The 13,420-nt window shown below is 68.6% G+C and carries 13 protein-coding genes; 5 read left to right on the top strand and 8 right to left on the bottom strand.

All coding sequences use genetic code 11. The features are described from left to right. Window positions 1-72: 72 nt before the first annotated feature. Genes hisI through G5C50_RS10585 form a run of 3 tightly spaced genes read right to left on the bottom strand, consistent with a single transcriptional unit; the run spans window position 73 to window position 4,561 of the window. The gene (hisI, locus tag G5C50_RS10595; protein WP_165068773.1) at window positions 73-528 is read right to left on the bottom strand and encodes a phosphoribosyl-AMP cyclohydrolase; all 456 of its coding nucleotides are present in this window, start codon (window positions 526-528) and stop codon (window positions 73-75) included. A gap of 4 nt (window positions 529-532) precedes the next feature. Next, complete coding sequence (locus G5C50_RS10590) at window positions 533-2,290, bottom strand: tetratricopeptide repeat protein (protein WP_165068770.1); 1,758 nt, start codon at window positions 2,288-2,290, stop codon at window positions 533-535. 42 nt (window positions 2,291-2,332) lie between these two features. After that, the gene (locus tag G5C50_RS10585) at window positions 2,333-4,561 is read right to left on the bottom strand and encodes a tetratricopeptide repeat protein (RefSeq protein ID WP_165068768.1); all 2,229 of its coding nucleotides are present in this window, start codon (window positions 4,559-4,561) and stop codon (window positions 2,333-2,335) included. A 158-nt stretch (window positions 4,562-4,719) separates the two neighbouring features. Between G5C50_RS10585 and G5C50_RS10580 the strand changes: the two genes are divergently transcribed. Next, window positions 4,720-5,703 carry a S1/P1 nuclease gene (locus tag G5C50_RS10580; protein WP_165068765.1) on the top strand — a complete coding sequence of 328 codons (984 nt, stop codon included), beginning with the start codon at window positions 4,720-4,722 and terminating at the stop codon, window positions 5,701-5,703. Between the two features lie 18 nt (window positions 5,704-5,721). Here G5C50_RS10580 and G5C50_RS10575 read toward each other — a convergent pair whose 3' ends face one another. The 4 genes from G5C50_RS10575 to G5C50_RS10560 all read right to left on the bottom strand — a co-directional run bounded on the left by G5C50_RS10575 (window position 5,722) and on the right by G5C50_RS10560 (window position 8,796). After that, window positions 5,722-5,922: a hypothetical protein gene (locus G5C50_RS10575; protein WP_165068763.1), complete on the bottom strand. Its 201-nt coding sequence runs from the start codon at window positions 5,920-5,922 to the stop codon at window positions 5,722-5,724. 85 nt (window positions 5,923-6,007) lie between these two features. Then, window positions 6,008-7,141 (bottom strand): DUF1559 family PulG-like putative transporter, encoded by a 1,134-nt coding sequence (locus G5C50_RS10570; protein ID WP_165068760.1) that lies wholly within the window; start codon window positions 7,139-7,141, stop codon window positions 6,008-6,010. Window positions 7,142-7,455: 314 nt separating this feature from the next. Next, window positions 7,456-7,635, bottom strand: coding sequence for a hypothetical protein (locus G5C50_RS10565; RefSeq protein ID WP_165068758.1), 180 nt, complete (start codon window positions 7,633-7,635; stop codon window positions 7,456-7,458). 141 nt (window positions 7,636-7,776) lie between these two features. Next, on the bottom strand, window positions 7,777-8,796 hold the full coding sequence (locus G5C50_RS10560; protein ID WP_165068755.1) for a sugar phosphate isomerase/epimerase family protein: 1,020 nt from the start codon (window positions 8,794-8,796) through the stop codon (window positions 7,777-7,779). A gap of 251 nt (window positions 8,797-9,047) precedes the next feature. Here G5C50_RS10560 and G5C50_RS10555 point away from each other — a divergent pair, with 251 nt between their 5' ends. After that, window positions 9,048-9,719 carry an HAD family hydrolase gene (locus G5C50_RS10555; protein WP_165068752.1) on the top strand — a complete coding sequence of 224 codons (672 nt, stop codon included), beginning with the start codon at window positions 9,048-9,050 and terminating at the stop codon, window positions 9,717-9,719. After that, window positions 9,716-10,270 (top strand): hypothetical protein, encoded by a 555-nt coding sequence (locus tag G5C50_RS10550; RefSeq protein WP_165068700.1) that lies wholly within the window; start codon window positions 9,716-9,718, stop codon window positions 10,268-10,270. The genes G5C50_RS10555 and G5C50_RS10550 overlap by 4 nt, the downstream gene beginning before the upstream one ends. A 16-nt stretch (window positions 10,271-10,286) precedes the next feature. Here the strand turns inward: G5C50_RS10550 and G5C50_RS10545 are convergent, their stop codons facing one another. Further along, complete coding sequence (locus G5C50_RS10545; protein ID WP_165068749.1) at window positions 10,287-11,189, bottom strand: AraC family transcriptional regulator; 903 nt, start codon at window positions 11,187-11,189, stop codon at window positions 10,287-10,289. Window positions 11,190-11,404: 215 nt separating this feature from the next. Here G5C50_RS10545 and G5C50_RS10540 point away from each other — a divergent pair, with 215 nt between their 5' ends. Continuing rightward, window positions 11,405-12,412, top strand: coding sequence for an aldo/keto reductase (locus G5C50_RS10540; RefSeq protein ID WP_165068747.1), 1,008 nt, complete (start codon window positions 11,405-11,407; stop codon window positions 12,410-12,412). Between the two features lie 18 nt (window positions 12,413-12,430). Beyond that, window positions 12,431-13,207, top strand: a complete 777-nt coding sequence (locus G5C50_RS10535; protein WP_240907051.1) for a TetR/AcrR family transcriptional regulator — start codon at window positions 12,431-12,433, stop codon at window positions 13,205-13,207. Window positions 13,208-13,420 lie beyond the last annotated feature (213 nt).

Raw genomic sequence — 13,420 nt, 5'->3', positions numbered from 1 at the left:
CGGGCCCCTTCGCCCGGCCGTCCATTCTAGTGGGTGGACGCCCCCTCCCGTAAGGGGACTTCCGGCGGGCGGTCAGCCGGCGGGGGGCGTCTGGTGGGCCGTCGCATCCTGATAGACGGCCCCGGCGTCGAAAACGGGCTCACCGACGACCTCCAGCCGGCCGTCCTTGTCGACCCGCCGGAAGAAGCACGAGCGATACCCTTCGTGACAGGCCCCGCCGACCTGCCGGGCCTTGATCAACAATACGTCGGCGTCGCAGTCGACGTGAACCGACTCGACGTGCTGGACGTGGCCCGAGGTCTCCCCCTTGAGCCAGCCTCGGCGGCGGGAGCGGGAGTAGAAGTGGGCCAGGCCGGACTGCAAGGTCTTGAGCAGGGCCTCTTCGTTCATCCAGGCCATCATCAGGACCTCGCCGGATTCGGCGTCCTGGACGATGGCCGGGACGAGGCCGTCGGCGTTCCAGGCGATCTCGCGGAAGAAGGCGGGCGCGGGGGCGGCGGCGGCAGGATCTGCGGGGGCGGGGGGCATCGGGTCAGTCTCGTCCCAGGGAGTCCAGGAGCATCTCGGCGCGTTGGGCGAGCCCTCTCAGACCGAGGGCGGGGGCGGTCCGAACGACGTCTTTCAGAAACGGCTGGGCGGCAGCCGCGGAGCCGGCGTCGATCAGGGTCTCGGCGGCGTCGAGCGCCAGCCGGACGCCGGTCGGGGAGGCGTCGATCAGGGCCTCGTAGACCTCGGCCGCGCGGTCGGGGCGGCCGGTGCGGGCGTAAACCTCCGCCTTCCAGACGTCCAGCGTGCGCGTCTGGTTCGCGTCGGCCAGTTCGCGGGCCTGGGCGATCCGCTCCAGAGCGTCCGACGACCGGCCCTCCTGCATCGCCCGGCGGATGAGGGGGGCGGCCAGATCAGAGGCGTCCACCCGCGCCAGGGAATCAGGGCGTCGACGGAACAGTTCCTCGGCCAGCGGGGCGGAGATCGCGTCGTCCCCCAGCCCCTTCGCCGACAGGAAGGCGTCGACGAGCTGCTGGTCGTCTAGATCGGCGGGCTCCTGGGCCTTCAATTCCCAGGGCCCGGCGCAACTGAGGTCGGCCGAATCGATCGAAGCCGGATCGATCGGATCGAGCCCGAGCCGGCGGCGGAGGCGGTCGAAGGGATACCCCTGATACATCGCCGCCGAGCTGGGCCGGGCGCCGAGCTGCTCGCGGAGCCGGACGACGCCGGCCAGCTTGGCCCGAGCCTGGTCGTCGCCGGCGTGGGCGTCGTGGGCGGCGGCCAGCGGAGAGAGGCCGTCGAGCCCCTGACGCGGGCCGTGGATCCAGCGATCCTCGTAGTAGTTCTCGACGACCTCGCGGGCCCAGCGGTCGGCGTCGGCCCGGTCGCGGCCCTCGGGGAAGCGAACGGTCCAGACGGCGGCGTCCAGAAAGGGGAGGGGCAGGGGAGCGGCGGCTCGCTCAACGGCCTCGCCGGGGTCGCGGATCAGCAGCTTGAGCCGTTCCTCGGCCTGTTCCAGGCCGTCGACCCGAGGGCTGGAAAGCCGCAGTGAGCCGTCTGCGTAAACCGTGGCCAGCACTTGCGGCAGAGCCGAGGCCGGCAGGCCGTCGTCGGAATCGGCGGCCGGGAACGGTCGGTCGAGCCACTCCAGGACTTCCAGGTCGTCGGCCGAGGCTTCGGGCCGGGTGGGGTCCTTCGGCGTGGGGATGCGGCGGATCTCGGGGAACAGGGCGATCATCTCGTCGACGTCGGCGCCCATCCGGGGGAAGGTGCAGGCGTAGCGGAGGTCGTCGGCCAGCAGTTCGGCGCCCCCGCCCTGGCGGAGGACCTCCGCGAGCGTCCAGGCCTCGACGGCCCCCTCGAAATCGTGCGCGGCCGACAGGGCGACGACGCGGTCCAGGCACTCGACGGCGTCCACGTCCCGGCCTCGCCAGGCCAGGCAGAGGGCGCGGTTGAACCAGGCTTCGGCGTCGTCCGGGGCGTCCTCGACGAGCCGCTCGAAGGCGGCCGCGGCGGCGTCCAGGTCCTCGGCCCCGCCGGCGCGGAGTCGGAGGTCCCAGCGCGTCCGCTGATCGGGCGTTCGAGGCTGGCGGAGGCGGTAGACCTTGCGCGCCGCCAGCGGCAGTTCGGCGGCGCTTTCCAGGGTGGCCAACGCCTTGCGGGCGGCCGTCGAATCGGGCTCGGCTCGAAGCGCCCGCTGCCACGACCCCCAGGCCGCCAGGGGGCGCTGGGACATCAGGTGGTTCCAGCCCTCGTGGACGAGGGCCAGAGCCGCATCGCTTTCGTTTCGGGTCGTGGAGGCCATCCGCTGAGGTCCTGGTGAGGGGGACGGGGCGACTCGTCCGGCTCAGCGGCCGGGGATGATGATCCGGGGCTTTTCCGCCGGGGCCGACGAGGACGATCCGGGCGTCCAGACGCCGCTCGATCCACCGGCCGGCGCTCCCGATCCGGGCGTCCAGAGGCCGCCGCCGGCCGGAGCGCCGCCGACCGCCTGAACCCTCGGGCCGTAGCGCATCAGGATGTTGTAGAGGATCGTCGGGTCGGCGACGTATCGGCCCGGGTCTTCGGGCGAGGGGACCAACTCGACCAGCCCCAGGTCGATGAATTGCGCGAGGATCGTCTGCATCGCCTGGGCGTTCGACTCGTAGCGGCCCATCACGGCGGCGACCTCAGGGGCCCACTCCTCCGGGCCCTCCAGCATCATGCGGACGCGGATCCCCAGCATGTCCCAGGCGGGAGCCGTTACGGGGCGACGCGCCTGAGGCTCGGAGTCTCGTCCCTTGGCGATCCAGCCGAGCGCGGCTTCCCGGTTGCCCCGGACGGCCTCCTCGACGGCCAGGTCAGTGAACACGCCGATCGTCGGGAATCCTTCGCGCTCCAGCAGCCGCCGTCGCGAGGCGATCTCGCGCGAGGCCGCCGTGACGACATCCACCAGACCCCACTCGTGGGCGATCTCGCGGAGCTTCACCAGCCGCTCGTCGTCCAGGCCGTGCGGGTCGACCTTGACCAGGCGGCCGATGTGGACGTCTTCCAGCACGACGTCGATCGGGTCGATCGCCGGTTCCTGCGGCACGCCCAGACGGGCCCGAAGCGCCGGCCAGTCGACGCCTTCGCTCGTCGGCGCCTGGGCTTCCAACACGGTCAGGGAGGCCCGCAGCGGAATCTCGTAGCCGCCGTCGCGACCCGCTTCGATCGGAGTCTTGCCCTTCAGCGGGGCCAGCGGCGTTTCGACCCAGCGGTCCTGGATCCGCGTCGCGGAGAGTTCAGCGGTGAGCTTCCGCAGCTCGGGGATCGGCAGGGCCGCCGGCGGCTCGAACACGTTTTCCAGGGCGAGCGCCTGGCGGGAGACCGGCCCCAGAACCTTGGTCCGAGGGTGGGCCGGCGGGATCGTCGTGCCGGCGATCGCGGTCAGGACGTCGATCAGGTCGTTGAGCCGACCGTCGTCGAACGTCTGGAGCGTGAGGGTCTCGGCCTCGACGAAGACCGAGCCCAGGATCATCGGCACGTCGGCGGCGTTGGGCCTGGCGTCGTCGGCGAGCCGGGGGCGGTCCAGCAGCGAGAATTCGACGTCGTCGCCCGGCTCGGCGTCGGCCTCGACGCGCTCGACGCACTTCACCGACTCGCGGAGCCGCTTCAGGAGTCCGCCGCGGTCGCGGACGGGCCACGAGAGCTCCACCGATTCCACGGGGTCGTCGCCGATCGTGGGGTCGATGAGCTGGCAGAGGGCCTCAAGGTCGACGGCCTCGGTCGTCGCCGGGGAGCCGGCGATCCCGCGACGGATCGTGGCGGCCGCTCCAGCGTGGTCGGTCAGCAACAGGCGGCAGAGCCCCTGGTTCACCTCGGCGGCGCGACCGGCCTTCGGGTCTCCGGAGAGCAACTCGAAGGCGTCGGCGGCCCGTCGCCACATCGCCTGGTTGTACCAGCCGAGCGCCTCTTCGAACCGCCGCCGCGCGTCGTCGCCGACGCCCTCGGGGCAGGAGAGGGGCTTGTACGGGTTCTTCAGCCAGGGCGAGATCGTCGGCGCGGACTGGAACGAGTTCAGCAATTCGCGACGCACCGCCTCGACCCGGTCCGGCCGCTGGGCCGCGGCATGTTCGGGATCGGCCAGCGTCAGATGCCTCAGCGCCGACGGGATGAAGCCGGCGCGGAAGAGCGTGGCGCCCAGCGAGGTCGCCAGGTCGTCGGGCGCGGGCTCGCCGCGGTCGGCGCTCTGCTCGATCAGCGTCTGAAGCAGGTCGACGGCTCCACGCTGGTCGCCGTTCGCCTGGAGGAGCCGGAACTTGACGGCCAGCGCGCCTCGGTGGTTCGGCGACGTCTTGAGCATGCCGTCGACGGTCTCAAGGGCCTCGGCGCCTCGGCCGAGCGTCGACAACAACATCGCTCGCCGGAGCGACAGCAACGGGTTGCCGGGGTTCTTCGCCAGCCCTTCCGTCAGGGCCGCCAGCGCGGCTTCACTCTGGCCGTTCCGCTCCAACCGCAGGGCGCGGTCGATGTAGGATTCCGCCTTCTGGCAGCACCACTTGAACTTCTCGCCCGAACCGCACGGGCAAGGTGCATAGGGATCGACCGCCGCCATCGTCGTCGTTTCCTACAGGGAGAGTGACCGCAACCAGCACTTGGGGCCACACTAGCAAAACCGCGCCGTCGGCGTCTATGCTGATGCCGTACGCGTCCGCACGCCGCGCGGCGAGGCCCCGGCGCGTCGTCAGCCCCACCCGCCCGGAGCGGTTCGACATGCCTCCCCAAGCAGTCCCGACGCGGTCGACGGCCGGTCTCGCCCCCTTACGGACGCCTCGTCGACGACGCCTGATCGCGACCGCCGCGGCGCTCCTGGCCGCGTTCGTCGGCGCGACCCCGCCTTCCGTCTTCGCCTGGGGTCGCAACGCCCATCGCGCCTCCGCCCGGCTGGCCGAGAGCCGACTCACCCCGGAAGCCCGCGCCTTGATCCGCGAACTGTTGGACGAGGGCGAATCGCTGGCCGACGCTTCCACGTGGGCCGACGACCACTCGCGCGACATCCCCGGCAGCGCCTCGTGGCATTTCGTCAACGTGCCCGTTGATTCCGACCACTACGAGGGGCGTTACTGCCACGGCGACTGCGTCGTCACCCGTCTGGCCGAGTTCCGCCGGATCCTCGCCGATCCGACGGCTCCCAAGGCCCGCCGGAGGATGGCCTTGCGGTACGTCGTCCACCTCGTACAGGACGTCCACCAGCCGCTGCACGTCGGCGATCGTCGGGACCGGGGGGGGAACAACGTGCAGGTTTCGTTCTTCCGGGACGACTTCACCAACCTGCACCAGGTCTGGGATTCGGGCATCCTCCGGATGGAGTTCCACAATGAGCGTCAAGCGGCCGACGCTCTTTTCGAGGTCGCCCGCCGGCCCACCTCGCGGGCCTGGCTCGGCGGGAAGGCCGAGGACTGGGCCGACGAGAGCCTGGAGGCCGCCAAGAAGGCGTACATCGACCCCGCCACCGGCCAGACGATCCGCAGCGGCGCGCGGCTGGGCGATGAATACCAGACCATCCACATCCGGATGGTCGTCGAGCGCCTCACCAAGGCCGGTCTGCGACTTTCCGAGGTCCTCAACGCCGATCTCGCCGATTCGAAGCGGAAGGACGCGGCGAAGTCCAACGCCGTCCCCGCGCCTCACCTCGACCGCAGCCGCCAGCCCCAGCAGGACCGCGATCGGATCGCGCCGGGGCAGCCGCCGCGCTGAGGACCTGAGACGACGGCGTCAATGATGCCGACGAGCCGCCCCCTTGTGAGTGACCTTGGTATAGGCTTTCATCGCCTGCTTGTTGAACTCGTCGAGCTGCGCCTGGGTGGGAGCGTAAGGCGACTTGGGGATCCCGTGCTCGGTCTCGCCTTCGCCGCAGCCGGTCAGCATGAGCCCGAGGGCGAGACAGGCCGCCAGGGTCGTTGCGCGCTTCAGCATGGTTCGATCTCGCTTCGAAGAAGGACGCCGTCGCCACGCCCGCGCGGTTGAGGCGGCGGGCGTCGCGACGGCGAGAGACGGACGCTCAGTAAGCGTCGGAGCTGATGACTTCGCCGCCGTTCCGCGTCCCCAGAGCCCACCAGGTCGGCAGGGCGACGCTGTCCTTGAGGAACTTGACGGAGCCGTCGCACATGCCGACGTTCACGCCGCCCGAGTGGTTGCTGCTGGGGGGCATCGCGTCGGAGTACGAGCCCCAACCGCCCGTGTTGCCGTCAAAACCGTTGTCGCAACCCTGGCCGTTGGGAGCCTGCCAGTGGTTGTACGAGTCCCACATCAGCGCTGAGTTCGCGTTGCCGGAGATCCAGAAATTCCCGTTGGCCGGCGCCAGGTTGCCGAAGCCCGGGGTCGAGCCCGACAAGCCTCGGCAGGTGGAGATGAATTGCAAGGCGCCCTGCGGGTTGCTCGCCCCCAGGTCGACGGCCATGGTCTGGCCGGTCACGAAGAGGTAGGTCGGCTTCCGCTTGGCTGAGCTGATCGTGATGGTGTTGGCCACTGGCCCGGTGCCGAGCAGGGTCTCGCTGAAGAGCGCCGTGTTGGACGTGCCGTCGGTGATCGACTGCGTGCCGACGACGCTGCAATTGCCGTTGACGTAGCCGGACGTCGAGGTCCCCGCGCCGTCGGACCTCATCGGGGCGAAGGCTCCGCTCCAGGTCATCGAGACCGGCGGGCCGCCGATGTTCGCCACGTAGTTCTTCCAGCCCCAGGCGTTCGTCGGGGCCGACATGCTCTCCGAAGGACAGGCCATCGTGGCGATCTTGGAGGCCAGGACGGTCGAATTCGCCGCGCCGCCGGGGGCCGACGGGTTCCCCTGGTTGACTCCCAGCATGAAGTTGATCGCGTTATAGAGCGGCATCTGCTCCATGTTCGGGAGGATCGAGGCGGTCCAGTCCAGGACCCAGGGATCCGTGCTCCCCATCAACGTTTCCGCGTTGGAGATGTTCGCGCAGAGCGGGGGGAGGCAGTTCTGCTGCGAAAGGTAGTTGTGGATCGCCAGACCCATCTGCTTCAGGTTGTTGACGCATTGAGCCCGGCGGGCGGCCTCGCGGGCGGCCTGAACGGCCGGCAGTAAGAGGGCGATGAGGACGGCGATGATCGCGATGACCACCAGCAGCTCGATCAACGTGAAGGCGCGACGACGCGACGACGCATGCTCTCGCATGGACAGCCCCTCTCCAGCCGACCTCCCGGCTGGCGACGCGCAGCACCGCGCCGCCGTCTCGTCGAGACGGGTCGGCTTCTCAGTGTTGTCGATCGCGGTCGGCGCGTCGGACCTATTCAGCCCGGGGAGGGAGCCCGACGGCCGCCGGAACGCTTGCAGGGTTACGCACGATTTGAGGCTGCCCCGATCTCCAGGGGCCTCATGAAGAAATCTTAGGGTGACGATTCGCTTTCGTCGACCCCTAATTCCTTAATTTTGTAGGATTTCTTCCGAATGATGCGTGGGGGAGGCGGGGGTGGTTGGCAGGAAAATTGTCAGTCGCGGCGCGATTCGGATTTCGGGGGCGTGGACTTTTCGCCTTTCGGGGCTTCCTTGGCGTCGGCCTGCGCGGCGTCGTCTTGCTTCGACTCTTCGGCGCCGTGCTCCAGGGGGCGACGGCCGAAGATCTGCTCGTGGTTGGGGAATCCGTACTTGCGGATGATCGGGCCGCTCATGGCGAAGCTCCGGGAAGGTGGTGACGGGGGAGGCGAGCCCATCCACTCCATCATAGAGACGAGCGAGCCGAGAGGAAACGGCTCCTCGGCCGGGACCGAGGAGCCGTTCGAGATCGTCGCTGGCCGAACTGGTACGCCGGCTCAGCCCTTGGCCTTGGCCTGGCCCTCGGCGAAGGCCTGGTCGAAGAGGCGGCCCGGGGTGGCGAAGCCCATCCGCTCCTTGGTGAAGCGGGCGGCCTCGGCGGCGCCGTACTCGCGATCCATGCCGGGGTCTTCCCACTCGATGGAGAGGGGACCCTGGTAGCCGACCTCGTTGAGGGCGCGGGCGATGGCGTCGAAGTCGACCTGGCCGCGGCCCGGCGAGCGGAAGTCCCAACCGCGGCGGGGGTCGCCGAAGTTGATGTGCGAGCCCAGGATGCCCGTCTTGCCGTCGAGCGTCCGCGCGGCGTCCTTGACGTGGACGTGGTAGATGCGATCCGGGAAGGCCCGGATGAAGGCGACGGGGTCGACGAACTGCCAGAGGAGGTGGCTGGGGTCGAAGTTGAACCCGAACTCCGGCCGGTGGTTCACGGCCTTGAGCGCCGTCTCGGCCGAGTAGAGGTCGAAGGCGATCTCAGTCGGGTGGACTTCCAGCCCGAACTTCAGGCCGAGCTTCTTGAACTCGTCGAGGATCGGGTTGAAGCGGTCGGCGAAGTCCTTGAACCCGGCCTCGATCATGGCGTCGGAGACCGGCGGGAACGAGTACAGCAGGTGCCAGATCGAAGAGCCGGTGAAGCCATTGACGACCTTCACGCCCATCTTGGCCGCGGCGCGGGCGGTGTCGATCAGCTCCTTGGCGGCGCGTTCCTTGACGCCGTCGGGCTTGCCGTCGCCCCAGACGTGGGGGGGCAGGATCAGCTTGTGGCGCTCGTCGATGACGTCGCAGATCGCCTGGCCGACCAGGTGGTTGGAGATGGCCCAGGTCTTCAGGCCGTACTTCGCCAGCATATCGTGGCGACCCTGGCAGTACTTGTCGTCCTCGAGCGCCTTCTGGACGTTGAAGTGGTCGCCCCAGCACGGCAACTCGATTCCGTCGTACCCCCACTTGCTGGCTTTCTCGCAGATCGACTCGATCGGAAGGTCGGCCCACTGGCCGGTGAACAGCGTCACGGGACGCGACATGGTGCGGTCTCCAGCTTGGCTCGGGGAGGCGGAACGGGAATCGAATTGCGAGGGGCGACCCGGCCCCCAGCGTCGGCGCGGGGGGCCCGCGGGAAATGGCAGAATAGCGCGGCCGGGAGGCGTAGTCAACAATTTGACGCCCCGCGACAGCCCCGCGATAATGGGCCGGTTCGCGATGGTCGTCCGAGACCTCTCCGTGATGAGTCAGGGACGTCTCTTCCTTCTCCCCACTGCCGCTGCGTGCGAGTCCCATGTCTCCAACCGCCGTCCTGTTCGACTTCGACGGCGTGATCGCCGATTCGGAGAACTACCACATCGCCGCCTGGCAGCGCACGCTCGTCCGGATGGGCTGGGAGCTTTCCGACGAGGCCGCCTCCGCCGCGTTGGAGATGGACGACCACGATTTCGCCGCCGAACTCTTCGCCCGCCGCGGCCTCGCCGACGCCGACGTCGACGGCTGGGTCCGCAAGAAGCAGGACCTGACCGTTGAGATGATCCAGCTTCACCCCCGCATCTACCCAGGCGTTTCCGATCTGATTCGCGCCCTGAAGAAAGCTCGGGTGAAGGTCGCCGTCGTTTCGACGACCTGGCGAGAGAACGTGGAGACGTTCCTGAAGGCCGCCGGCCTGGCCGACCTCGTCGCGACGATCGTCGGCAAGGAGGATGTGAAGGCTCTGAAACCGGCCCCCGACGGCTATCTGGCCGCCTTGAAAAAGCTGAAGGTCGCCGCGTCGAAGGCCGTGGTCGTGGAGGATTCGCCTCGCGGCCTGGCCGCCGCCGAGGCCGCCGGCGTGGCGCGGGTGGCCGTGGGCCATCGCCGAGGCCCCGGCGACTGGACGGGCGACGCCCGCTTCCTCGCCGACTTTGAATCCCTGGACGAAACCCTGGAAGCCCTCGGCCTGGCCGAGCGGAAGGCCCCATGAGCGAGCACAACGGACACGGCAACGGCCGACCCAACCCGAACCGCCCCGGCGGCGGCCCCCCCAAGCGTCGACCTCGTCCTGGCGGACGGCCCGGCGGCGGCGGCCCGCGACGCTCGCCCCCCAGCTCCATCGGCCTCCGCAAGGTTGAGGGGGACGTCTTCGAACTCGTCCATCCCAAGTGCGTCGAGGAGGTCATCCTCGACTATCGCGAGGGGTTGGAGATCTGGAAGAACGGCGAGCCCGAGGAGGCCCGCGACGCCCTCCGGTACGCCCTGGAAGGCTGCGGCGACAACCTGTGGGTCCACGTCGCGCTCGGCGACCTGGCTCTCAAGGAGTTCAAGGACCCTCGCCTGGCCCGGGGCCACTACGGCTACGCCTTCGAACTCGGCCATCGCGCCCTGCCCCCCGACTTCGACGGCAAGCTCCCCCGCGAACGCCCCGCCAACCGTCCGTTCCACGACGCCCTCCAGGGTCTCGCCGCCTGCCTCCGCGCCATCGGCGAGGACCGCGAAGCCGACCGTCTGACCAGGCTTCAGGAACGCCTGAGCTGAACGAGAGCGATGGTCGTCATCCAGCGATGAGTCGAGCCCGCGTCTGTTCGGCCTCCTCGACGGGGGTCGCGCCGAAGAGGCGTTTGAACTCCCGGCTGAACTGCGAGGCGCTCTCATAGCCGACGGCGCGGGCGGCGGTGCTGGCGTTGTGGCCGTCGTGAGCCATGAGACGTCGCGCGTGGTCGAGCCGGATCCGCTTCAGGTACTGGAGCGGCGAGCTGGCCGTCACCAGCTTGAAGTGGTGGTGGAAGACCGACAGGCTCATCCCCGCGCGTCTCGCAAGCTCCTCGGCGCCGAGCGGTCGGGCGTACTCAGCGTGGATGTACTTCACCACCCGGGCGATCCGGGCGAAGTGGTCGTCGCGGCTCGCTAACGCGCGCAGGGCGCCCCCCTGTTCGCCGAGGAGGACGCGATAGACGATCTCGCGGACCGTCTGGCGGCCGAGGATGCGGCTGTCGATCGGGCTCTTGAGGCATTCGAGCAGCCGCACGACCGCCCCGATCAACTCATCGCTCATGGGGGTCGAGGAAATCCCCCGAGGCGTGATTGAGAGCGGCGGCGAGGGCTCGTCCATCTCCAGAAGCATCTCGCCGAGCATCGCCGGATCGACGTCGATGGTGACGACGAGGATCGGCTCCTCAGGGGTCGCCTCGGCCTCGCATTCGGCCGGCATGGGGACGGACAGGACAAGATAGTTCAACGGGTCGTACGTGTAGACCTGATCGCCAAGATAGGCCCGCTTCCGGCCCTGGCCGACGATGATGATCCGCGGGTCGTAGACGATCGGAGCGCGGGCCAGCGTGTGGGAACGTCGCAGAACGCGCACGCCGTCGACGGGCGTCGGCTGCACTCCCTCGTTCACGGCGATCTCGTCGAGCAGCCTGGCCAGCCGGCTGCGGTCGTCGTTCCCGTCTTCCATATGATCCTCCCGTCTCTCGTGAGCCCTCGGAGTATTATGTTACGAAGTTCCGGTGTTCCCAGGTGGAAATCCTGGGTCGTCGGAGAATCAGGCAAGCCTTTCGGAGGATCGTTCCTTTTCCGGGCCGGTTCGGAAACCTCTAATGACTTTCGGGGCCGGACGACCGGCCGCGGACGCTCGGCGAGGATCAGACGGACTGGCGGAAGGAGACTGGGATGCAAAAGCGAAAGCTTGGGAACTCGGGCCTGGAAGTTTCGGCGATTGGATTCGGCTGCATGGGGGTGAGCTTCGGCTACGGTACGGCCATGGCCCTGGAGGAGGGCGTCGCGCTGATCCGGTCGGCCGTCGAACAGGGCGTGACGTTCTTCGATACGGCCGAGGTTTACGGTCCCTACACGAACGAGGAAGTCGTCGGCGAGGCGCTCGCTCCGTTCCGAGACCGGGTGGTCATCGCCACCAAATTCGGGTTCAACCTCGACCCGAACCTCGACCCCCGCGGCATGAAAGGGCGGCCGGGATTGAACAGCCGTCCCGAACGCATCCGGGAGGCCGTGGAAGGGTCGCTCAAGCGGCTGAAGACCGACGTGATCGACCTGCTGTACCAGCATCGCGTCGATCCCGAAGTGCCGATTGAGGACGTGGCGGGGACCGTGAAGGAGTTGATCCAGGCCGGCAAGGTCAAGCACTTCGGCCTCTCCGAGGCGGGGGCGAACACCATCCGCCGTGCGCACGCGGTCCAGCCGGTCGCCGCGTTGCAGAGCGAGTACTCCCTGTGGTGGCGAAAGCCCGAGGAAGAGATCGTCCCGACGCTCGAAGAACTCGGCATCGGCTTCGTGCCGTTCAGTCCGCTCGGCAAGGGGTTCCTCACGGGGAAGATCGACGAGAAGACCGAGCTGTCGAGCACCGATTTTCGGAGCACCATCCCTCGCTTCGCGCCGGAGAACCGGAAGGCGAACGCGGCGTTCGTCGATCTCCTCGCCGAGGTCGCCGGCCGCAAGGGGGCGACGCCCGCCCAGATCGCCCTGGCGTGGCTCCTGGCCCAGAAGCCGTGGATCGTCCCCATCCCGGGCACGACGAAGCTCCTTCGACTGCAGGAGAACCTCGGCGCGGCGGACGTTGAACTCACCGCCGACGACCTTCGCGAGATCGAAGCCGCCGCTTCCCAGATCCACGTGCAGGGAGCGCGCTATCCCGAGCACCTGGAACAGATGACCGGCCGATGACCGCGTGGAGCAGGGGCGTTGAAGTTGAAGCCGAGCCGGCTCGACCAGGGCCGGTTCGGCCGTCATAATCCGGTCATGAGTACGTCGATCCGCAAACAGCGAGAGCTTCGCGCCCGGGAGAACGCCCTCCTGGACGTCGCGCGCCGTCTGCTGATCGAGCAGGGATACGCCGGGCTGACGATGGATCGCGTCGCCGAGGCGACCGAGTACTCCAAGTGGATCGTCTACCAGCATTTCGCCTCCAAGGAGGATCTGGTCGCGGCCTTGCTGATCCAGAGCACGGAGCATCGACTCGAGTTGCTCGCCAAGGCGCGAAGCTTTCAGGGTCGCAGCCGTGAACGGCTCCTGGCGATGGGGGTCGCGGACGAGCTGTTCGCGCGTCGCCACCCCTACGCCTTCCGTTCCGAGCAGATCGTCCACATGGCCGACCTGGGGGAACGAGCCTCGGCCGAGCGTCGCGAGGCCATGGATCGTCAGGACGACCTCATCGCCGGCTGGATTCGCGAGATCGTCGAGGAAGCGGTCGCCGCCGGCGACCTGATCATCCCTCCCGGCCAAACCCCCGGGCATGTCGTCTTCAATCTGCTGGCGATGGTCGTCGGGGTGCACGGATTCATGGTCAATCGCCCCCGGATGCTCGCCGGGCTCGTCGCCGACGATCCGCTCGTCGCCCTCCGCTCCGGCTGCCACGTCGTGGCGGACGGCCTCGGTTGGCGTCCGCTTGGGAGCGAATGGGACTACGAAGCCTCCTATCAACGCGTCCTGCGCGAGGTTTTCGGCGAAGCCTCGTCTTGACGTCCCCCCCCTCCTGATGCGTACTCTGATCGATGTCGACCTACGATTCGTCGGAAACCGACGAATCGTAGGAGCAATCTTTCGGAGGGCTCTGAACATGCCGAATCATGCTGCGACTTCGGCGGCAGACGCCGAACGGGCTTTTTTTCGAGTTTGGCCTACGAATCGTCGGAATTCGACGATTCGCCTAATCGGCGTCGTGGCTTTCGCGCT

It is taken from the genome of Paludisphaera rhizosphaerae (assembly GCF_011065895.1).
In the GTDB taxonomy this organism is placed as follows: Bacteria; Planctomycetota; Planctomycetia; order Isosphaerales; family Isosphaeraceae; genus Paludisphaera; species Paludisphaera rhizosphaerae.
Note: the sequence above shows the minus strand (reverse complement) of the source record. Positions and strands in the feature narration are given on the sequence as shown.